This is a genomic window from Deltaproteobacteria bacterium (genome assembly GCA_017302835.1).
Lineage (GTDB): Bacteria > Bdellovibrionota > Bdellovibrionia > Bdellovibrionales > Bdellovibrionaceae > UBA2316.
Window position 1 is genome coordinate 68840 of record JAFLCC010000006.1, and the last position, 20692, is coordinate 89531.

General features: G+C 36.6%; 23 protein-coding genes. 12 read left to right on the top strand and 11 right to left on the bottom strand.

Features of this window, described 5'->3' with window-relative positions; genetic code table 11:
- Nucleotides 1-84 precede the first annotated feature (84 nt).
- Both J0M15_08290 and J0M15_08295 read right to left on the bottom strand, forming a co-directional pair.
- Nucleotides 85-597 carry a hypothetical protein gene (locus tag J0M15_08290; protein ID MBN8537038.1) on the bottom strand — a complete coding sequence of 171 codons (513 nt, stop codon included), beginning with the start codon at nucleotides 595-597 and terminating at the stop codon, nucleotides 85-87.
- Complete coding sequence (locus tag J0M15_08295) at nucleotides 587-2206, bottom strand: DUF3552 domain-containing protein (protein MBN8537039.1); 1620 nt, start codon at nucleotides 2204-2206, stop codon at nucleotides 587-589. Before J0M15_08295 ends, J0M15_08290 begins: the two co-directional genes overlap by 11 nt.
- A gap of 143 nt (nucleotides 2207-2349) precedes the next feature.
- Here J0M15_08295 and J0M15_08300 point away from each other — a divergent pair, with 143 nt between their 5' ends.
- The 3 genes from J0M15_08300 (at nucleotide 2350) to J0M15_08310 (ending at nucleotide 4262) form a co-directional block, all read left to right on the top strand.
- Nucleotides 2350-2793, top strand: a complete 444-nt coding sequence (locus J0M15_08300) for a hypothetical protein (GenBank protein ID MBN8537040.1) — start codon at nucleotides 2350-2352, stop codon at nucleotides 2791-2793.
- Between the two features lie 191 nt (nucleotides 2794-2984).
- Nucleotides 2985-3392 carry a hypothetical protein gene (locus J0M15_08305; protein MBN8537041.1) on the top strand — a complete coding sequence of 136 codons (408 nt, stop codon included), beginning with the start codon at nucleotides 2985-2987 and terminating at the stop codon, nucleotides 3390-3392.
- A gap of 30 nt (nucleotides 3393-3422) precedes the next feature.
- Entirely contained in the window at nucleotides 3423-4262 is an 840-nt protein-coding gene (locus J0M15_08310; protein ID MBN8537042.1) for a hypothetical protein, read from the top strand.
- A gap of 54 nt (nucleotides 4263-4316) precedes the next feature.
- Here J0M15_08310 and J0M15_08315 read toward each other — a convergent pair whose 3' ends face one another.
- A complete protein-coding gene (locus J0M15_08315; protein MBN8537043.1) occupies nucleotides 4317-5249 on the bottom strand; it encodes an HD domain-containing protein in 933 nt (310 codons plus the stop codon).
- A 58-nt stretch (nucleotides 5250-5307) separates the two neighbouring features.
- On the opposite strand from J0M15_08315, the gene J0M15_08320 reads away from it, so the two are divergent.
- The 3 genes from J0M15_08320 to J0M15_08330 are packed head-to-tail and all read left to right on the top strand — an operon-like array spanning nucleotide 5308 to nucleotide 7641.
- Nucleotides 5308-5817 carry a hypothetical protein gene (locus tag J0M15_08320; protein ID MBN8537044.1) on the top strand — a complete coding sequence of 170 codons (510 nt, stop codon included), beginning with the start codon at nucleotides 5308-5310 and terminating at the stop codon, nucleotides 5815-5817.
- The gene (locus J0M15_08325; protein MBN8537045.1) at nucleotides 5817-7013 is read left to right on the top strand and encodes a CCA tRNA nucleotidyltransferase; all 1197 of its coding nucleotides are present in this window, start codon (nucleotides 5817-5819) and stop codon (nucleotides 7011-7013) included. The genes J0M15_08320 and J0M15_08325 overlap by 1 nt, the downstream gene beginning before the upstream one ends.
- A gap of 7 nt (nucleotides 7014-7020) precedes the next feature.
- Nucleotides 7021-7641: an RDD family protein gene (locus J0M15_08330; GenBank protein ID MBN8537046.1), complete on the top strand. Its 621-nt coding sequence runs from the start codon at nucleotides 7021-7023 to the stop codon at nucleotides 7639-7641.
- Between the two features lie 30 nt (nucleotides 7642-7671).
- Here the strand turns inward: J0M15_08330 and J0M15_08335 are convergent, their stop codons facing one another.
- The 3 genes from J0M15_08335 to J0M15_08345 are packed head-to-tail and all read right to left on the bottom strand — an operon-like array spanning nucleotide 7672 to nucleotide 10040.
- Nucleotides 7672-9132, bottom strand: coding sequence for a hypothetical protein (locus J0M15_08335; GenBank protein ID MBN8537047.1), 1461 nt, complete (start codon nucleotides 9130-9132; stop codon nucleotides 7672-7674).
- Nucleotides 9113-9607 (bottom strand): chemotaxis protein CheX, encoded by a 495-nt coding sequence (locus J0M15_08340; protein MBN8537048.1) that lies wholly within the window; start codon nucleotides 9605-9607, stop codon nucleotides 9113-9115. The genes J0M15_08335 and J0M15_08340 overlap by 20 nt, the downstream gene beginning before the upstream one ends.
- 13 nt (nucleotides 9608-9620) lie before the next feature.
- Complete coding sequence (locus tag J0M15_08345) at nucleotides 9621-10040, bottom strand: response regulator (GenBank protein ID MBN8537049.1); 420 nt, start codon at nucleotides 10038-10040, stop codon at nucleotides 9621-9623.
- Between the two features lie 330 nt (nucleotides 10041-10370).
- Between J0M15_08345 and J0M15_08350 the strand changes: the two genes are divergently transcribed.
- A complete protein-coding gene (locus tag J0M15_08350) occupies nucleotides 10371-10775 on the top strand; it encodes a helix-turn-helix transcriptional regulator (GenBank protein ID MBN8537050.1) in 405 nt (134 codons plus the stop codon).
- Nucleotides 10776-10827: 52 nt separating this feature from the next.
- Here the strand turns inward: J0M15_08350 and J0M15_08355 are convergent, their stop codons facing one another.
- Together J0M15_08355 and argR are read right to left on the bottom strand one after the other, a co-directional pair.
- On the bottom strand, nucleotides 10828-11232 hold the full coding sequence (locus tag J0M15_08355; protein MBN8537051.1) for a hypothetical protein: 405 nt from the start codon (nucleotides 11230-11232) through the stop codon (nucleotides 10828-10830).
- A 24-nt stretch (nucleotides 11233-11256) separates the two neighbouring features.
- A complete protein-coding gene (gene argR, locus J0M15_08360; GenBank protein MBN8537052.1) occupies nucleotides 11257-11718 on the bottom strand; it encodes an arginine repressor in 462 nt (153 codons plus the stop codon).
- 114 nt (nucleotides 11719-11832) lie between these two features.
- Here argR and J0M15_08365 point away from each other — a divergent pair, with 114 nt between their 5' ends.
- Complete coding sequence (locus J0M15_08365; protein MBN8537053.1) at nucleotides 11833-12657, top strand: SAM-dependent methyltransferase; 825 nt, start codon at nucleotides 11833-11835, stop codon at nucleotides 12655-12657.
- Nucleotides 12658-12670: 13 nt separating this feature from the next.
- Here J0M15_08365 and J0M15_08370 read toward each other — a convergent pair whose 3' ends face one another.
- The 3 genes from J0M15_08370 to J0M15_08380 all read right to left on the bottom strand — a co-directional run bounded on the left by J0M15_08370 (nucleotide 12671) and on the right by J0M15_08380 (nucleotide 16175).
- Nucleotides 12671-14071, bottom strand: a complete 1401-nt coding sequence (locus J0M15_08370) for an adenylate/guanylate cyclase domain-containing protein (protein MBN8537054.1) — start codon at nucleotides 14069-14071, stop codon at nucleotides 12671-12673.
- Nucleotides 14068-15489: a PilZ domain-containing protein gene (locus J0M15_08375; GenBank protein ID MBN8537055.1), complete on the bottom strand. Its 1422-nt coding sequence runs from the start codon at nucleotides 15487-15489 to the stop codon at nucleotides 14068-14070. Before J0M15_08375 ends, J0M15_08370 begins: the two co-directional genes overlap by 4 nt.
- A gap of 179 nt (nucleotides 15490-15668) precedes the next feature.
- On the bottom strand, nucleotides 15669-16175 hold the full coding sequence (locus J0M15_08380) for an Hsp20/alpha crystallin family protein (protein ID MBN8537056.1): 507 nt from the start codon (nucleotides 16173-16175) through the stop codon (nucleotides 15669-15671).
- 209 nt (nucleotides 16176-16384) lie between these two features.
- Here J0M15_08380 and tilS point away from each other — a divergent pair, with 209 nt between their 5' ends.
- The 4 genes from tilS to J0M15_08400 all read left to right on the top strand — a co-directional run bounded on the left by tilS (nucleotide 16385) and on the right by J0M15_08400 (nucleotide 20690).
- Nucleotides 16385-17350, top strand: a complete 966-nt coding sequence (gene tilS, locus J0M15_08385) for a tRNA lysidine(34) synthetase TilS (protein ID MBN8537057.1) — start codon at nucleotides 16385-16387, stop codon at nucleotides 17348-17350.
- 72 nt (nucleotides 17351-17422) lie between these two features.
- Nucleotides 17423-19390, top strand: coding sequence for an ATP-dependent zinc metalloprotease FtsH (gene ftsH / locus J0M15_08390; GenBank protein ID MBN8537058.1), 1968 nt, complete (start codon nucleotides 17423-17425; stop codon nucleotides 19388-19390).
- Between the two features lie 89 nt (nucleotides 19391-19479).
- Entirely contained in the window at nucleotides 19480-20220 is a 741-nt protein-coding gene (gene cdaA / locus J0M15_08395) for a diadenylate cyclase CdaA (GenBank protein ID MBN8537059.1), read from the top strand.
- A complete protein-coding gene (locus J0M15_08400; GenBank protein MBN8537060.1) occupies nucleotides 20217-20690 on the top strand; it encodes a hypothetical protein in 474 nt (157 codons plus the stop codon). Before cdaA ends, J0M15_08400 begins: the two co-directional genes overlap by 4 nt.
- Nucleotides 20691-20692 lie beyond the last annotated feature (2 nt).

Consider the following 20692-nt stretch of genomic DNA (forward strand, 5'->3'; position numbering starts at 1 on the left):
CCCTAAGAATCAATCAGACAAGACCTGACTCATTAGGATCTTCGTCCAGGATAACTCAAAATGATCAGATTTTTCAAGTTATTTCTAGACAGGCTCTAAGGGTTTAACCGAAATGGTAATTTCGAAGGTCATGAAAACTAAATCTGGAGATTTTTCGCTGTAGGCTTTGCCTTTGAAGCTTCGATGCCGTCTTTTATGTGTTAATTCGCATTCAGTTAAGAGGTCTAAAATGTCTTTGACATCCTCAAACTCAAAAATAACGTGATCCTCGGCTCTTTTGATAAATTCAGCTTTAAAATCCTTAAAGATAAAGTTAAATTTTCTCTTGTTAATAAAAAGTTCATTTAACAAAGGTAAAGCCACAGAAAGTTCTGCCCCCATACACAGAGCACCGAAGTACATACTGCGGTAATGGTTTTTACTCATCCATTGAAGGGGGAGTTTAACCTTTGCTGTAGGGGATAGGCTCAGCACTTTTGGACAGCAAAAAAACAATAATGGAATTCTAAAAAAGCTAGTAGCTTGAATATAAAAGTTTAATTTAAAAAGATTCAACTTTAATTGTTGAATCTTTAATTTAAAAAAACTAGGAGACATGTTCCTCTTCGCGGTACTTTTCTCCGCGCGGTGGTTTGCCAGTAGTTTGCTCATGAACAACCGTTTCTCTGACAACAACCACCTTTATTTGGCCTGGATAATTACATTCAGCTTCAATACGGTTGGCTATTTTTTGACTCATTGATAGAGCCTCATGGTCATTCACTTTTTTGTTATTTACATAGACTCGACATTCTCTGCCGCCGTTAAGAACAAAGCAATCGGTAACACCTTCAAAGCTATTGGCGATATCTTGAAGTTCAGAGATTTTTTGGGCGTAGGACTCAAGCGTTGATCGGCGAGCGCCTGGCCTGGCACCACTGATGGCGTCAGCAGCGATAACTAAGAAGGCATGAATAGAACTTGGTTGTTCATCATAGTGATGGGCTTTGACATTATGAACGATTTCCGCAGATTCACCTCTTTGGGAAATAAAATGAGCACCAATGACAGCGTGACCACCATCAAGAGCGTGATCCATAGATTTTCCAATATCATGAAGCATGCCACTACGACGTCCTGCTTTGATTTCGACATTGAGCTCGCTCGATAATAACCCACAGAGCCAGCCGACTTCCGCACAGTGAAAAAATTGGTTTTGGGTAAAAGAGTATCGAAAGCGAAGGCTTCCCATCATTTGTTTGATTTCGGGATGAACATTTTCTAGGCGTAACTCTTTCACGATAGCTTCGCCATCTTGCTTGATTTGTTTGAATAGGTCTCTTTTCTGGATCTCAACTGTTTTTTTAATATACTCTTCTGAATAAGGTTTTCTTTCCTTAACGAGTCTTTCCAATACCCTTCGAGTTAACTCTCTTCTCACAGGGTCAAAGCCAGCGATTCCAACAAGCTCATTGTTATCTTCGATAATCACGTCGCATCCACATAGGTCTTGAATGAGCTTTACGAAAGCCCCCTTGGGATCAGCTAAAAAATTCCTTGACTGGGGGTCTGGGAAATAGACAGGGGCTAGGCCCCTCTCAGGGCAATAACTTCGAGCAAAACGGTCCAAAGCAGTGTCTAAGATTTTTTTAGCAATTTCTTCCTGTTTTTCTTTGATATCATTTTCAAAAATTTCTTGCTCTTTAGTTATCTGTCGAGAAATTTCCAGCACAAAGTCTTCTTTAATTCGATTTTTAACCTCATCGATAGTTGAATTTGTTTTGAGCGTTAAACTTTCAATAAAAAGTTTCTTTTCTTTATTAAGAAGAAATTTTTTATCTTGAACAATCATATTGGCTTTTTTATTTTCAATTTCTTTGTTTCTTAGGAGTTGATGTTTAGATTCATTTTCAGATTTTTTTTGATTCCACTTAACTTCGAAAGCCTCTTTTTTTTCTTCCAACTTTTCTTCTAAATCACTCAGTTTATTTTCTAGTTTCAAAAGTTCAGGCTCGGCTTTGGTCCACATCTCCATCTCGATTTCATTTGCCTTTTCAGTTTGGTCAATGAGTTTAAGCTCAAGGGCTTCTTTAATTTCATCAATGATTTCGTCAGCCTCTGCTTTTGCATTTTTAATCATCGATTTAATCCAGTAACGATAAGCGATCCATCCAACAACAGAACCAATTACAAGACCTAAAAAAAGAAAAATTATTACTTCAATCATTGGATCATTGTAGTTCCAAGCCAAACAAAAAGTCCATTTTAATATCGGGCCTGAAAGATAATATGTTTGTTTAAATTCAAAATATCGTTTAGAGTTCAAGTAGTTATAGACTACATTGTGTTTTTTTTGACGCAGGATAAGTCATGGAGGTCAGGTTGACGTCTGAAGAATCAGTCGGAATATCTCAAGAAGATAAAAAGATATTAGCCAGGGAGGTCCTATTTAAAACTTTTATCATTAGTGGTCCTGGTGGACAAAATCTCCATAAAAGTTCAACTGGAGCTGAGATGACTTGGGATTTAGAAGGTTCTTTTATTTCAGAAGCTTTAAGAAAAAAGATTTTAGAAGGTATAGACAGAAATCAGTTGTCTTTAAAATTTCAGTTTAAGTCTCAAGGGAGCCGGTCCTTAGGTCAGAATAAAAAAGATGCCTTTTCAAAGTTCATGAATTTTCTGGAAAAAATTATATTTGTTCCCAAAAAGAGACGGCTCACTAAACCAACCTATTCATCAAAAATCAAAAAAATTGAAGGCAAAAAAAAGAGGGGTGAAGTTAAAAAAAATCGTCGAAAAATTAACTTTGAATGAAGTTAAATTAGTCATATTTCGAAACATTCATAAAGTGTTCATTGGTGTAAAAAAAAATTAAATAGTTTTTGTTGAGTTAATAGTTTAGCTTTAATTTAGGGAATGAAATTAGCTAAGGAACGAAACAGCTAATGAATGAAAGCGTAAAATTGTAATTTTATAGATGGGTTGTTGTTTTAATGGGAAAATTAATGAGGTTTTTACTAAAGGGTTTGAAGTATATTTCGTTTTTAGCAGTCTTGTTTATCATTTTAGTCAGTTATGTGGTTTACTTTCCCTACATACACAAAAAAACTATTTTTGGATCAGTCAAAGGGGTTAAGCAAATTTTTGAAACCTCTTCTATTGTTTCAATGGGAAATTCAGATCCTTCAACGAAACTCACTTCATTTGCCGTTGCGGTACAAGATAAAAGCAGTTTAGAAATTTTCACTGGTTCTACAGAAGATAGACAATGGGGCGTTGTAAAAGAAGGGCAATGCGTGGAGGCCTACTATTATCCTTACCCTCCATGGAATTTACAAAAAGCAGGCACCTATTACAATGTGAGACTAAAAAGACTCTTTGAAAATTGTGAGCAAATGGATATGGCAAAATAAATTTTATAATTAAGGCAACAAAGGCGAAAAATGTTTAATAAAGTGTTTATTGATATTGATAAAGAGCTTTACCATGATATTTCTAGTTCTACGCTTACCCCTGAAGAAATTAAAGCTACGTATAAAAACCTTGTAGACTTTCAACCTTTTTTTGATTTGAATCAGTTTCTACGAAAAAATAGCACGGTCCCAGACTGGGTTATTTCTCTCTCAATTCAAAGTACAGATAGGATATATGTTTTCACCTATTTCTGTAAGCAAGCACCTACTTTTATGCTGAACGAAGTTTTTAATGTCATCACTCAAAGCTCAATTCAACACCAGGGGAATAAGCATCTTATGAACCAGATACTTAACCAGAATGGCTTTAAAAATTTTGAACAAATTGTAAAAGATGTTTTCTTGCAAGAAATGCAAAATCAACTGACGGAAGATAGGATATCTGACCCAAGTGATCTGTACAAAGATTACATGTTTTTATTTCAAAAAACCTTGAATTATGTAAGAAAAATTCAAAACTCTTATTCCGGTGATCACTTAGAATTTAAAGATCTTTATTATGACATTCAAAATGTAGAAAAATCATTAGCTGATTTAAATTCTGATTTTTTGACCTTGTATTTTCTCAAAATGAAAGAACAGGGCTTGCAAGCTCAATCAGAATGGCGAGAAGGTTTAAAGTCGTTCATGCCTTTTTTTGAAAAGAAGGTTAATTATCATCTAGAATTACTATCAAGTTATTTTGATAATTATTGCAATAAAAATTTGGCCCAGGATCAAAATCCTTCTCTGAAGTTACAGGATGATTTTCAGATTGTACTCGTTTATGTTGAAAATTTAAAAGATTGTTTTAAGGGAATAGTCTCGTAAACGCGACTTTGGCTCAAACAGGCACTTGGAAAGATTTTCAAGGTTTTTCTAATATTATTTTATATTTTTTATGATTTCTGCTAACAGTTGAATATGATTTAGGGGATGAGTCCCCACTCGCTCGATCATCAATTTTTTGGGTGCTTCCAGTTTAGGAACGGATTCGAAGGTGATAAGCCGATCAAGGGTGTTGGCGCTAGAGACAATAATGGATAGGGGATCCAATTGTTTTTCCTTTAATTTATTGGGGAAACCACTTCCATCAATATGTTCTTCGTGCTCATTGATAATCGTTGTCACCAATTGATCAAAATGGTTTTTGTCCTTGACTCGCTCTGCCCCTTTTTTGGGGTGCTGTTTGTAGATAGCTAATTCCTCTGGAGTCAAGAGGTTGAGTGGTTGGGCGACATTAATATTCGATTCGTGATGTCCAATATCATGTAAAAGTCCACCCAACGTAAGAAGTTGGGTTTTTTGTGGATCTGTGATCTTTAATTTTTGCGCCAAAGAAATAGCATAAGTGGCGACAGCGACTCCGTGATGAGCCAGGTTTTTATCACTGTTTTCTATATTTAAAACAGCGTTTGCCGCTGCTGAATTTTTCATCATAAATTCTACGTATTTTCCAGCAGCATCTTTAGTTTCAAAATAAGCTTCTTTGTTTTCTGGTCGCTCAAAGACTTCTTCGACATTGGATTGCTGTTGTCCCTGAATGATTTCAGCACGGGTGCTGATATCTTTTTTTGAGTTGGAATCATAGGCAGACTCGATATTTGTTTTTAAATATTCACGGTAATTGGATTCATCTTCACTAAGAATAAACATTTTTTTTAATTTTTTATCTTTTAGCCGTTTAAGTCGCTGCCCCTCAAAACTATCTCCTCGACGAAGATAGAGAACAAACTTGTCGTTAATTTTCACATAAGCATCGAAGCTTATTTTCTGATCTCCTCTGAGGGTACCGACTCTAATTGAAACATGGTTCATAGTTATAAATCCCTTACAATATCCTTGTTCAAGGATATGAATATGTTAGAATCATTTTATGACATTAGATATTGAAATCTTAAATGATTTTATTTCAGAATCCAAATCTTTAATTGAAATCAGTCTAGAAACATTGTCCGAAATTGAAGAGGATCCAAGCCTTCGAAAGAAACTGGCTGAGTATGGAAATAGTATTGATAGAATCATGGGTGGAGCCAAAAATTTAGCCCTCATGGCAGATGGAAATCATCCATTGAATTTTGTCGCCGACTATGCCGCCTTATGCAAAGCCGTAGGGTATAAGGCATCCCAGCTAGACAATAACCCTCAATTTTATTTTGTTTGTGTTGCTTTATTATTAGATGCAACCGAAACAATGTTAGAAATGCTGAATCATTTGCATGATGAAACTCATTCCTTTAAAAACTATATTTCAGAGACGTTTTTAGAAAGGTTGAAATGGGTGTCTGAACAGTTTGGTAAGGAATATCGGGAGACCGTTGGTGATAAAGGCTTGGCACAGAATGAAATTGATGACCTGTTAAAAAAACTTGGACTTGGAGTCTAGTGGAAAAAGATCTGACTCCCTTTTTGAAAGGGGGAGAGTCCTACAACTTGGCCAATGAAATAATTCAAACTTTGATCCTACGGGGATATAAATCGTATTTTGCTGGCGGTTGTGTTCGGGATGCTATTATTGGAAAAAGTTACCATGACTTAGACATCGTGACCGAAGCCCTTCCTGAGCAGATTGAAAAATTATTTTTTGGAAGAACCATTCCCGTAGGAAAAAAGTTTGGGATTATCATTGTTCATCAAAAGGGAATAAATGTAGAAGTGGCCACCTTTCGTAAAGATGGAAACTATATTGATGGAAGACGCCCAGATCATATTGACTATGGCAATGAAAGTGAAGATGCCAGGCGAAGAGACTTTACTATCAATGCCCTTTTTTATGATCCGATTCGACATCAAATTATTGATCATGTAGGCGGCTTAAAGGATATAGAGAGAAAAGTCATCCAAACAGTAGGGAAGCCAGAAATAAGATTTCAAGAAGATTATTTGAGAGTTTTAAGATTATTTAGACTCGCTGAAAATTTGCATTTTAGTATTGAGCCTAAGACGCTTAGCTCTGCTCAAAATTTATTTTATCAACTAGATAAGCTTTCTTCAGAAAGAAAAAGGGATGAGCTTTTCAAATCTTTTTTCAGGGTGAAAAATCAATATCAAGTGGTGTTAAATTATCAAAAATACGGGCTTTGGAAGGTCTACTTTAATCAGACAGAATTATTTGTACCCGAAGTTTTCTTTATACATCCTTGCAATGAAGAAATCTCATTATTGTGCTCGCTGTTATGGAATATTGATGACTATAAAAAGGTGCTTAAAAGTTTAAAATTAAGTTCTAAGCAAGAAACTTTTATCACTAAAGTTTTAAAAATGAAATCACAGATTCATAAAATTCTTGAAAATGAAGAAGGCGAAAAACGATTTTTATGTCTTACCAAAGAATTTAGATTGCTTATGAAAATGATGATGACTATTGATCCTGGAAATTTAGAAGTGGCAAGGTTATGGAGTTGGTGTCAAGTCTACGATAAAAATCCCCCGAAACCATTATTGGCAGGTTCAGACCTTGTTGACTTTTTCCAAGGTAAAGAGTTGGGATTTGCATTAGATCTTGTCTTTAAGGAGCAATTGATTCAGAATTGGCGGGAAAAAGAGCTGGCCTTGAGCTGGTTGCTGAAACAAAAAAAATAGAGGTATCATGTATTATTTCCCTTCTACCTGGAAAAGACTTTTGGCTCGATTCATCGATAGTGGTGTCATTTTCATTTTACAATTACCTGTGATATATCTTTTTTTTATAGATTTCCTTCGAACCGAAGAGGTGAAAATTCATTGGGCTCATGTTGTTTATTTTTTTGCTGTTCGAATTTCCTATGAGACCTTTTCTGTCGCTTTTTTTTCTGCAACTATTGGAAAAAAACAGATGGGATTGACCGTCATTAGCAGAAATAACTTCGTTGGAGACAAGCAGGTTCATTTGGATCAAGCTTTTTTAAGATCCTTGGTCAGCCAATTGAGTTTGATTTTTGGTTGGTCGCTATTTGTAACCGCTTTTTTAAAATATAATCGAACTCATATTGCTGACTGGGTTGCAGACACCCAAGTTTTAAGCAAGACACCACAAAGTGTCCGTCCCAAAATCAGATGGGTATTGGCATTTGGATTTATTTTCATTTTCTTATCGAGCTCTGTAAAAAACACAGTAATGACGCTGGATTATTTAGAATGGAAAAATCCCTATCTCTATGTTCAAAAAAACTATGTTAAAAAATTGATAAATCAATTCAATCTCGATATCGAAGTGAGTGAAGACTTTTGAAACGCGCTCACAGAGCCCATTTAAAGCTTCTCAAGAGCGCTCAGAAGGCCCTTTGGCACACTTGGCTAGTGCCAAAATGGTGTTCAAATCAATAGGTAATTTGTTAGACATGGCTTTTTCTTTCATTTCCTCAACAACCAAGGCTGGATTCTTATTGATTTGCTCTTGTTGATAACAGGTAAGAGCTTGAAACTCATAGGCGACCCGGATAATTTTACTCAAAGATTGAACTTTTTCTCCAATTTTTTTCTTTGGAAAACCAGAGCCATCAAGATTAACTCGGTGTTCAAGGATGGTGTCGGAAACATCAGGAGGAAGCGGAACTTTTTTTCCCTTGATCATTAAAACGGATTTATCTGGATAGGTATAATAAATAGACTCATCAGAGCTTGAGAGTTCACTTGGACTCATATTGACATCAATATTATCAATATAAGAGAGACCAATATTATGGAGAAGTCCGGCAAGGGCTAAGGATTCAATTTTTTCTTTATTAAAGCCAACAATATTTCCAATGTGGGCAGAATATATACAAAGGTTGATGGCATCGCTATAAAATGTTCTGACTTCACCAGTGAACTTGACCATTTCTAAATAGGATTCTCTGGGGGAGTAATCATCCAATAAACGATATTCTTGCAAAATTTCCTTGCATCGGTCAAAAATATTTCTTCCAGCTTTAAAATCGTTGACTTCCTGATTGAAGAATTCGCCCATAATTAAAAAAATCAATTTTTTGGTTTTTAAACTTTTTTCGGTGAGGGCGACGGGGCGTTCGATATTTGAAAAAGTTTGGGCCGTTCGAGCGTATTCAAAAAAGTCCTTTTTTTCAGTCTTTTTAAAATATATTTTTTGATGAGTCTCTTCTAGCTTTTTAATCTTTGCCTCATCAAGGCGAGTCCCTTTTTTTCTATAAAGTATTGTTTTATGATTGTTAGGTAAGTGAAAAAAAACATCAAAATTAAGATCTAATTCAGGGCTAATATCCTTATAAGAAATCACATTTAAAGCGACTATCGGAATGTTGTTTCCTTGAAAATCATAGGGAATTACTTCTAATAATAAATCAATGACAAATTCTTTATCGTAATTAATATGAATAATGTGATTAGTCCCATTTTTTTTAAGAATTTCGAAATTTAAAGGAACCTTGTTTGTGTGGAAAACAATTAAGGGGATTTTTGGGAAGCTCATTTTTAAGGTTTGTGCCCATTCGGCAACGGCGGGTTGTCCAAGGTTTCCATCCACTAGGAACAAATAGGGTATGATTTTATCTTGAGACAATTCTACAAACTTTGAAATATCATTTTGAATATTGTACTCAAAATCATTAAAGTCTTCTAGGAACTTTTTCATTTTATCAATAAAATAGGTTTCTTTAGAGACAATTAAAACACTCTTCTTGGTTTTTTCAATATTTTCATTTTCAAAAAGAGTGTCGTCGTTATTTTCCATTTCTTCATTATATGTATTAGGAAATAGATATTTCAATAAAGAATTCAGATTCGTTGGCAAGCTTGAACGGAATAATTAAAGTAGCTGACTTTGTATGATGTAACATAACAAACTGACCTTTGATAACTGTAGGGATCGCCATTTCAAAGCTATAACCCATTTCATTAAGAGAGGCCTTCGCGCTTCCATAAATCATGTTCGTTAACTCTCCGACAGCATCGTGAACCTCATCAGTAATGTCAGGATACTTTTCACCGAGCATATTTTCTAATATCAGAAGAATTGATGCTTTAGGGAAACTAAGAGTGAGTGTTGCTTTCCAATCATTAGAGACCAGCCCAACGACCCCAGCAATTTCTCCCCTGGCAGCAAATTTAGGTTCTACAAAAGGTTTCCCTAAAGTCACCGTGGTATTTGCCATCGTTTGTAAAGTTTTTGAAACTCCGTCAACAAATGAATTGATTAAACGTTTATCTAAAAGTGGATTTTGTAATTTAGGTGCTGCAGACATAGAATCTCCTTAGTTATGAAGCTTTTGCAGCTTGGTTAGTTTTTTCAAAAACTCGTTCCAGTTTTTGTTTTAAAATGGCTGCATTGAAAGGCTTGACAACATAGTCAGATACTCCGGCCTTGGCGGCCTCTAAGATCTGTTTTTGTTCACTTTCTGCAGTGACAAGCATAAATGGGAGATTCGCAAACCGAGCATCTGCTTTGCATGTTTTGAGCAAGTCGATACCCAGCATTTTTGGCATGTTCCAATCAGAAATTACAAATTGAAATGGCTGACCTTGTCCATGGGCCTGTTGAATCAATGGCCACGCTGTCGCGCCATCATCAGCTTCTTCAACTTGGGTGTAACCCAGTTCTGAAAGGATTTTGCGAATAATCTTTCTCATCGTTGCAAAATCATCAATAACTAAAAATTTTGTATTTGGGGGGAACATACCTACACTCCTATTATGTTTTATGTTAATTCATATGGATTTAATTTCCTATCGGTCTAGTTTTTAAAAACTGGAGTCCTGTATCCTTGCATCAAAAAAAAAAGTTAGGCAGACTTAGACTCAGGTGGTGTGTTCCAAAACAAAAATCGTGAAGATCTAAGACGAAAATCTTAATTGATTTTGACACCAAACAGAGAGATGCTCATCCAGGACGGGTGTTGTGTTTAAATGTTGGACAAAAAAAATAAGATCAAAGGCTTAATAAGATTAACCGATAGTTTTGGGGCAAAGGTCTAATGAATAACAACAATTTAGCGGGAGGGAGCAAGGATGCTCAGAGATACATTAATACAAAAGGGACTTTCTAATAGGGAAGCCGAAGTTGGCGAACTCGTTTCAAAGGGTTTATCAAACAAGGAAGTAGCCAACCAATTATTCGTTACTGAAAAAACAGTAAAGTTTCATTTAACAAACATTTATAAGAAGATGTCTGTTAAATCAAGAGCTCAGCTGATCGTATGGTGCTTACCACACCTTGGTTATATTGAGGCAGAAAATAGAGTTGAAAACAATGCGGCTATTCAAACGCAAAATGTTTCTTCTCAGTTTAATGTTCAGGCGACTCAGACCATTCCAGCTGGAAATTCAACGGTAGCTGCTCCGACGCTTCCAGCATCTCCGAGTCAGCTAAATAGGAACTCTGGGAACTCTGATATCGGTGCCATGGGAATTTAATTTGCTACTTGGGTTGTAGTGTTGAAAAAATCATTATGACCCAATTCCTCTTCTAAGGAAGAAGTTTAATCTTAATTTCGTCAACTTTATCTTCGGGTTTGTTTTTTAATTTAAGAAATAAATGGTCCCCTTTGAGCGGGGTTGTGGTTGTAAAATAATCGCTTTTTCTTTGTAAGGTGAGTTTTTTCTCGTTTTCGCCAATAAATAAAGAGGCTTCAATGCTGAGATTATCAATTTTAATTCTTGCAGCCTCTTTACCCAAAATATAAAATTTTGATGATTTATCTCCTGGAACAATCGTAACTGTAAATAAATTTCCAGACTGTTTTAAATGGTTTATATCCTTTGGGTCAGGGCTACTTGTGGCATTTGGATCCATTGGATTTTGCGACCAAGCAAAAGTACCAAGGCCGATAAACCCAGTAATTAGAAAAAGAAAAATTATTTTTTTTAACATAAAAAACTCCTTTGAATCTACTTTCTAAAGAATAAACTCTTTTTTAAGACTTTTTAATAAAACTTCTATTTTACTTATATTTGAAGGAGCCACAAAGACGGTGTCGTCGCCAGCGAGGCTTCCAAGTATGTCATCTCTTTTTAAGAGGTCTAATTGTCTTGCCACCAAGGAGGCAGAGCCTGGTGAGGTGCGAATGACAATCAAGTGTCCATTGTGTTGAATACCAGTTATGAGACTTTGTATTCCTTCTTTACTTGTTGGTAAGGCCGTGGGGTCTGAAGGAAGCAGTTGATAAGTGGCTCGTCCCGAAGGGTCCGTGGCTCTGATGGCGCCTAGCTTTTTCAAATCTCTAGAGATTGTGCTTTGAGTGACTTCGAAACTCTTTTTTTTAAGAGCAAGGACCAGTTCTTCATGGGTTGACAGTCCTCCATTTTCTAGAAGCTGTCTTAATAGTTTTAATCTCTGTTTGGAATTACCGACTGTCATCTACAAGTATTAAAGACATCGATTGGCGATTTGTCATTCATTTTTATAAAGTCTTCCTGGAATAAGTCATTTTGCCGACTTGCTCTTTGTTGAAACTCAGAGTAGGTTCACTCGATGAAAAATCTAGAAATTGAAGATATTAAAGACCCACAGAGTATTGAGTTATTAAAAGCCTTACATATCCTCACCATGGAAGGAAAAATAAATCAGGACAGTCGCAGAAAACTTAAGCAGGTTTACCATTTATTTAATTTTATCGAACCATTATTACTTGAGTTGGAAGCTCAAGATTCTGAAATGACCTTGGTAGACCATGGTGCTGGAAAATCCTATTTAGGTTTTATCATTTATGATTTGTTCTATAAAAAAAAGGAAAAAGGACATATTTACGGTGTTGAATCCAGAGAAAAATTAGTACAAAATTCATTGGCTTTGCAAAAAAAAATTAAATTTGAGCGCATGACTTTTATGAAGATGACAGTGAAAGAGGCTTCAGCTTCTGATTTAATTCCTAAAAAAATCGATTTAGTGACAGCCTTACATGCATGTGACACCGCTACTGACGAGGCTATTGATTTTGCATTAAATAAAGAGGCGAAATACCTGGTTCTTGTTCCTTGTTGTCAGGCAGAAGTCGCACAATATTTAAGAAAAAACAAAGCCAAGCAGCTTGCTGATCCCTTAGCTGAACTATGGCGACATGCGATCCATACCAGAGAGTTTGGTAGTCATGTCACTAATGTTTTGAGATGTCTAAAGCTAGAGGCTCATGGATATCAAGTCTCCGTGACGGAGTTGGTGGGTCTAGAGCACTCAATGAAGAATGAATTAATCCTTGCTCATAAAATTGAAGGTCCGCGACAAAGAACTTCAGATCGAATAAAGTCCTTACTTTTTGATTTAGGCCTTCAAGAGTTAGAAAATCGATTTTTAAATTGATTCAAACATGTTCTTAGGCGACGGAGGGGGCGGATATTTTCGCATTCAATTGCGGAGTGTTATGACCTTCGCGACAGCGGTAATCTAGATAGCCTTCTTCGGTTCTTATGAGACTCATCCCTTCGCCGCAGCTGGCGCAGACAAGGGAGTTATAAGATACCGAACGTGGAGAAACATGAACTGCAGAAATGGGGTAATCAAAACCCTTGATGGCCTTATGCACATGATGTTCAAAGTGCCAACCAAGGAGGAGGGGTTTAATGCTGTGCCAGACGCGACTGCTTAAAACAATTTGGTTTGAGCTCGCAATTGAACACAATCGTGAAGCCAAATTGACGTCAGGACCAATTGCAGTGAAGTAGCTTTGACTTTTTCCTAAAAAGCCAACAACAACGGGACCAGAACTCACACCAAATTTGACTCCTGTTTCAATGGATAATGAATTTAAGTTCAGGTCCTTAACGATGAGTTTAAAATCTGAAACAATACCTTCATAAAAAGAAATAATATTGTAATACCACTGAGAGCTTTCGTTGTAATTAGCTAAAAACAAGAAACCATCACCTAGATGAGTCAACACGACCATATCTGATTGAATGGCTCTATTTGTTGCAGCTTCTAAAAACTTTTCTTTTAGTTCCCAATCAATAATGAGTGGAACTTCATTGGAAATAACTGAAGATGAAACGATATCAGCAAACCCTACAACGGCATTGGGAAATATTTTTCTTTGGGTAATCAGATGAGGATTTTTTTCAAAACTTTCTCGAATGATTTTTGGAAAATGATTTTTAAGGATTTCTGTTTTTCTGAGTTGATCTATTTCTATCTTGGCAAGTAATTTAAATTTTAACCAGAGGGTATCCACTTTTTCTTCACTATTTCCATAAAGATAGCTAAGAACTACCATGCCAACAAGAAATCCAGATTGAATAAGAGCTAAATGGAAGTCTTGACGAGGGGCTGTGAAAATATATATGGGAATGGCTGGGAGAAAAGAAAAAGTTAAACTAATCAAGGCAAGTTTTTTTCTCATCCTGAAAACCTGTAGGCCTGTGGTGCCGCAAAGAATTAATCCCGTGGCGTAAAGTGACAGGTAACCGCCTGTCTGAAAAATCATCCACTCTATGGGCCAGCAGGCCAAACAAAGAGTCAGGCCAGCGATCACGTACATTCTTTTTCTAAAGAATTTCACTTTTTTAACAAGAAAAAATAAACTGAAAACACTTACAACAAAAGCGATTCTGAGTGCAAACCAAAGATTAAAATGAACTGGGGAATAAAAATAATCGTTAATTCCAAAAAGAATATAAACAATGCTTGCACCCCATCTAATGTGGGTTCTGTACCGACTAAAGATATGTCGATTTAATCTTCTTTGCTCTGTTCTTTCTTTAACATCTGTTCTAATCACTTCATGGTCACTTCCAAAAACAAATCAATTTCTTGATCGTCTTTATGTAGTCTATATTCTTTAAAGTTAAGCAGTTGAGTTAATTGTATCATTTCATCTTCAGATCTATGAATGAGTCGCCAATCCGCGACAAGTTCAGAAATGGTTTTGGTTGGGTTGTTGGGATGAAAGTTTCCGATGATCATGGTGCCCTCTTGTTTGAGTGAGAGGGAAAGATGATAAGTTAAAATCTGAGCCACAGGCTGAGTTAAATAGTCATAAAGTCCTGCGCTATAAAGGAGATCAAATTTAAATTCCTTGAAGAGTTGGGTTTCTTCAGTGCTTTCAAGAATATGTTTAACGGAAATAGGAAGAAAAAAAGTTTTGCACTTTAAATTTCTACTTATTATTTTATCATAAATACTTCTTTTTGAATTTAAAAGAGCTTCCACATCTTGGTCAACAAGCACTATCCTATATTTTTCAGACTCGTTAACAGGAACTTGATCCAAGAATTGCAAGATTTCATGAGCTGGCCCAGAAGCGATGGATCCAAAAGTAAACTGTGATTTCTCTTTAGAAAGACTTAAGATTTTGTCGGATAAGTATTTTTTTCGAAACTTCACAGAAAGGGATGAGCTTTCGTTAATGCCATAACGGTGCATTAAGATTTCGAAAAAGGAATTACCTTCATAGGAATCTCGGTATATTTGATTCATCATTTCAAAGTCACCTGCGTACCCAAGCGGCTTTCTAAGGGCTCTGCCGATAAAGGGGTTTTGCGTGTAGTAAGCGCCGACTTCATTGCGAAAAAAATGTATATAATTCTTTCTTAACTCTTTTTCAGTAACTTGTGAAAAAATTAAATCTAATCTTTTGGAAAACTTTTTAAGTGTGCTTACAAAATCAGGTTCTAATTTAGCCTTAAGAACTTCTTTGTAGGAGTTTCTCGTACCTTCACTACAAACTCGAATTTCTGACTCCAATTGATCTAAGGTTTGCTTTATCGATCCTAGAAAATTTTTTATTTCAAAAGTTAAGATCTTAAAATCATTAGAAACTAAATCGTAAGATTTTAAGTCTTGATTTAGTTTTTCTTTAACAAAATCAAGTTTGTCAATAGCTTCTAAGAAACCTTCAGGAAGATACTGGCTATTAAAATGAAAACCATAAAGAAATCCTTGGTCTTCTTTTCTCTTCCATAAAATGCGCCCTTTTAATTCCAGAGGAGATTCTTCAGACAACGAAAGGCTAAAAACGGTTTCAAGCTGTTCATGAAAATCCTGCTTACACCAAAAAGCGGCTCCCGAATCAGAAATATTATGAATACGACAATCACTATTCTGAACGGTTAAACGAATATTAGAAGTGGCCAAGGAGTTAAATCTTTTTTCTTTTACATTTTGGAATAAGGGAATCTTTTTAAGGGCATGGGTCATGGCGTCCTCACAGGTTGGTTTCCACTCTCATTTCGGTTTAATAAAAAAAAACTAAAATCACCCAGTCTAGACCATGCCAAAGTATTGAGAGCCTATCTAAAAAAAAGAGCGAACTTTCTAAGTTCGCTCTTTGGGGGGGAGGTGTTCCAAATTCACAATTTATCTATGGCGGATGAATTTTAATGACTATCCTCTTTTTTGCCGATCAGTTTTTCCATGAAGCTCTTTGGACCTGAGCCCGCAGTGATACTTATGGACTTAGAACTTTTTGGTGCCGCCTTTGGCAGATAGACATGCAAGACTCCATGATTGTAATTCGCCTCAATTTTGTTCTCCTCGACATTTTCTGGTAGTCTAAAAGTCCTCTCAAATTTTCCGTAAACCTTCTCAGTGCGGAAATATCCATCTTTCTCAACCTTATTTTCATCTTTTCTTTCGCCTGAGATTTTTAGCACACGGTCGCTAAATTCGATCTTTACATCCTCTTCTTTGACTCCGGGCACATCAAAACTCATCAAATAGCCCGCATTTGTCTCTTTCACCTCTGACTTTGGTTGGAAGTAGGCCTGATACTCATTTGCAGGAGTTGTCGGCAAAGGAAACTCCTTAAAAGCGTCATCAAACTCCTTCATCAACTCCCATGCTGATACGTAAGGCATACTGTTCGCAATTAATGATCTTCTCATAAATTCTCCCTTCTCTTTTCCACTATTATTTTGTTTCTTTGGTTTTTTTCGGCCCTCTTTTTTCGTGGGCCTTTCGCAATTAAGTTGTGTTGGAATTTTGATTAGTCAAGTGAGAAAAAAATAATGATTAAATTTTTTCTTAAGATATTTTAAGGATTAGTTATGTTAAGGAGATAGCAAAATTCATTTCAGAACCAGGGGTTTCTTGTATGGCTAAAGCAAAGCACCGTTTGGAGCACCTATTGTTTCAATCGTCTGGGTTTATTAAAAATGCACCTATTGTCATTGCGGTCTCAGGAGGACGTGACAGCATGGCTCTTCTCCATGCGATGGTCCAGGTTTTTTCTAAGGAAAAATTGGTGCTTTGTCACTTTCATCATGGAGATGGCAATAACGAGAAGTTTAGGAATGAAGCTCAAGTTTTATTACGTAAAAAAGCTATTGAGTATGGATTGGTCTATGAAACTCAAAAGTCTCCAGTTCTCTTAGTGAGTGAGCTGGAGTGCCGTAACGCAAGAAACCAATTTTATTTAGAAACGGCGAAGAAACATAATACTTCTATCGTGGCCTTAGCCCATCACTTAGATGATTGGGTTGAAACTCAGTTGATCAAGCTCATTCGAGGTTGTTCCTTTGAAAGTCTTAATCAAAATCTGGAGCTGTCAAAATACAAAGAAATAGTGAAATGGAGACCATGGATTCGAACGGAGCAGAAAGAAATTCTTGCCTATTTAAAACAGTTTAGAATCAGCTATGTGGAGGATCCTAGCAATAAAGAGAACAGCTTTCTAAGGAATTGGATCCGAAATTGTTGGTTAGAATCCTTAGAGAGTTTTCGACCAGGTTCTAAAAAATCATTGGCATTTTCTTTAATTCATAGTCTTGAAAAAAATCAGTCTCGGTCTTATTCTCGTTCTCAGAACAGATTCCCTTGGAATTATAAGGACTCGAGTATTTCTCGACTTTTTATAGAAAGCCTTGCGGTGAAGGAAAAGAAACAATGTTTTGCTTATTTCTTTTATAGAAAGAAATTTACCTTTGTAAAGAGATCTCAAATTGAAGAAATAATTAAGCAACTGGACAATATTAAGAATGAACACATAATCTCATTCAAGACCTTTGATGTGATTGTTAACGCAGAGCGGGTTTTAATCCTGCAAAAAAATCAGTTTTAATACTGTCTTAGCATTAAAGAAAATGATATTCTGGCAGAGATTTTATAAAATCTCCTCAGAGAAAGGGAATTCATGAAACCGCAAACGAAAGTGGCCGCATTTTGGTTTTTTATAGTTATCATTTCCATCATGTTTTTACAGTTTTACCAACAAAAACATCAGAAAACCATAGCTCAATTTAACTACAAAAAATTTATGACGGCTGTAGATGAAGGAAAAATAAATCCTGATAAATTAACAATCCACATAGACACCGGTGAGTTTAATGGCGAAGTGAAGCCCGAATTTGAAAAAGAGTTTGATGGAATTCAATTTTCTTTTACAGGCAATCCGGGTGATCGGGCTTATGAAGAGTTAAGACAAAAAGGAATTACTCCTAAGTACGAAAGAGGCGATTCAAATAATTTATTTATGAGTTTTGTTTCTAATTGGTTGCCACTTATTTTGATTGGCGGTTTATTCTTCTTTATCATGAGACAAATCCAAGCTGGTGGAGGAAAAGCCATGAGTTTTGGAAAAAGCCGAGCTCGATTGCTAACTGAAAATAAAAATAAAGTTTTATTTAAAGATGTTGCAGGCGTTGATGAAGCCAAAGAAGAGCTTCAAGAGGTAGTGTACTTTCTTAAAGAGCCAAAAAAGTTTTCTCGTTTAGGTGGGCGTATTCCAAAAGGTGTTTTACTTGTTGGATCTCCTGGTACCGGAAAAACTCTTCTCGCAAGGGCTGTCGCCGGCGAGGCAGGAGTTCCGTTTTTTTCGATTTCTGGATCTGACTTTGTTGAAATGTTTGTCGGAGTGGGAGCTTCGCGGGTGAGAGATCTTTTTGAGCAGGGGAAGAAGCATGCTCCTTGTTTGATATTTATTGATGAAATTGATGCCGTAGGTAGACATCGTGGGGCCGGTATGGGTGGAGGGCATGATGAGCGTGAACAGACCCTTAATCAGCTGCTCGTAGAGATGGATGGCTTTGAATCAACTCAAGGTGTGATCTTGATTGCTGCCACCAACAGGCCAGATGTTTTAGATCCAGCCTTATTAAGACCTGGAAGGTTTGATCGAAGAGTTGTTGTGAACAAGCCAGATCTCAAAGGGCGTGAGCAAATTTTGGGAGTCCATATGAAAAAGACACCTTTGGGGCCCGATGTGGAGCCTGCAAAGATTGCTCGAGGGACTCCAGGTTTTAGCGGTGCTGATTTAGAAAATTTAGTTAATGAAGCGGCATTAATCGCGGCTCGTGGGAATAAAAATTATTTAGAGATGAATGATTTTGAGAAGGCCAAGGATAAAGTGATCATGGGCAGTGAACGCAAATCCATGGTTATCAGCGATGAGGATAAAGAGATCACGGCTTACCACGAGGCAGGTCACACTTTGGTGGGAAAAAAACTTGCAGGAATTGATCCGATCCATAAGGTGACTATTATTCCAAGAGGGATGGCTTTGGGAGTGACTCAAACCTTGCCAGAAAAAGAAAGCTTGAATTTAACAAAAAACAAAGCAGAGAATATGATTTCCTTTTTGTTTGGTGGCAGAGCTGCCGAGGAATTTATTTTTAAGGATATCACTACGGGTGCAGGAAATGATATTGAACGGGCCACTGAAATTGCTAGAAAAATGGTATGTGAGTGGGGAATGAGCTCTCGGCTGGGACCCCAGGCCTATGAAAAGCATGAGGGGCCTGTTTTCCTGGGTTTACAATATGGTCAAAAATCAAAAGATTATTCGGATGCCAAAGCTCAAGAGATTGATGATGAAGTCTCACGGATAATTAGTGAGGGTTACAAAAAAGCCGTCGAGATTTTACATGAAAATAAAGATTCTTTAGATAAAATTGCCAAGGCCCTGCTTGAGTACGAAACCATTGATGGGGCTGAAGTGGAATTGCTTGTTAATGGAGGCGAGGTCAAAGAAATTGAAAAACTTAGAGGCATAAAAATTGAGGGTATCAGTAGAACCATCGCAGCGGCTACCGACTTGAAAAAAAGCACTCAGGGTGGAGAAGGCTCAGATCCTGTCGGTAATCCAGGTCCTGTCTCTATTTAGATTTTTTGGAGAGCCCGTTGAACTTTAATTACTGGTTTGAAAGCTTATCGCTTATTTTTTCCCAATTAAGATATCAAGACCTCATTGATATGTTTTTGGTGTGGCTTATCGTCTATCGGATTTTAATTTTGATTAAAAAAACCGGTACTATCCAAATGCTTTCAGGCTTAGGTATACTAGCTATCGGTTATATTCTGAGCATATGGCTTGAGTTGTACACTTTCAATTGGATTCTTGAAAAATTTTTTAGCAATCTGTTTGTTATCGTCGTTATTTTATTTCAGGCAGAGATTCGCAGAGCTTTGGCATTGATAGGATCTAATCCCTTTTTTTCAGGAGTGACGACGGCACAGGAAACTCATATTATTGAAGAGATTGCAAAAGGACTTCAGTTATCTGCCCAAAAGGGCTATGGGGCCTTAGTGGTCATTGAGCGTGAAATCACTGTTGATTACCACATTGATGTGGGAACAGAAATTGATTCGAAAGTGTCTTCGGAATTAATTGTTTCGATATTTCATCCTCAAGCTCCCATGCATGATGGAGCGGTGATCATTCGAACGGGAAAAATTTTTTCTGCAGGGAGTTTTTTACCTCTGAGTAAAAATCCAGCTTTGGATAAGAATTTGGGCACGAGGCATCGGGCTGCTATCGGTTTAACAGAGGAAACAGATGCTGTCGTACTTGTTGTGAGTGAAGAGAGCAAGTCCATTGGCATTGTTCAAGGTGGAATTTTAAAACCCAATGTAGATCAAAATGAAATACGTCAAACTTTATACGAAGTTTTTGGAATCAATTACAAAAACTTCCAACCAGAGGTTTCAACGTGAAATCAAAGGATTCTTTCTGGGATTATTTTTTTGACAATATAACATACAAACTGGTGGCCTTATTTATTTCCCTCATTCTATGGGTTACGATTTTAGGCCGTAGAGATTTTGTTTACAGTAAAAATATTGAAATCGAAGTGCAAACCTCTTCTCAATTGGCGGTCATTGAACAGTCCGATGCCAGTGTGAGAGTCCGCATCACTGGGCCGAGAGCCTCGCTGAAAAAGTTTATGGAGTCACAGGCAAATCAAGTTATTTTGGTAGACGTCTCTTCTTTAGGAGAAGGAAAAATAGAAATACCTATTTCAGAAAAAAAATTTAGTTTGCCGTTAGGAGTGCGTGTCGTGAGTATTAAACCATCGAAAATTGATGTCACAGTGGTTTCTAGAAAAGTTTTTTCTGGTGAAGAGTTAAAAACCGAAGATAAAGAAAACAAAAAAACATTACAAGACGTTGAAGAACAAAAATAGTA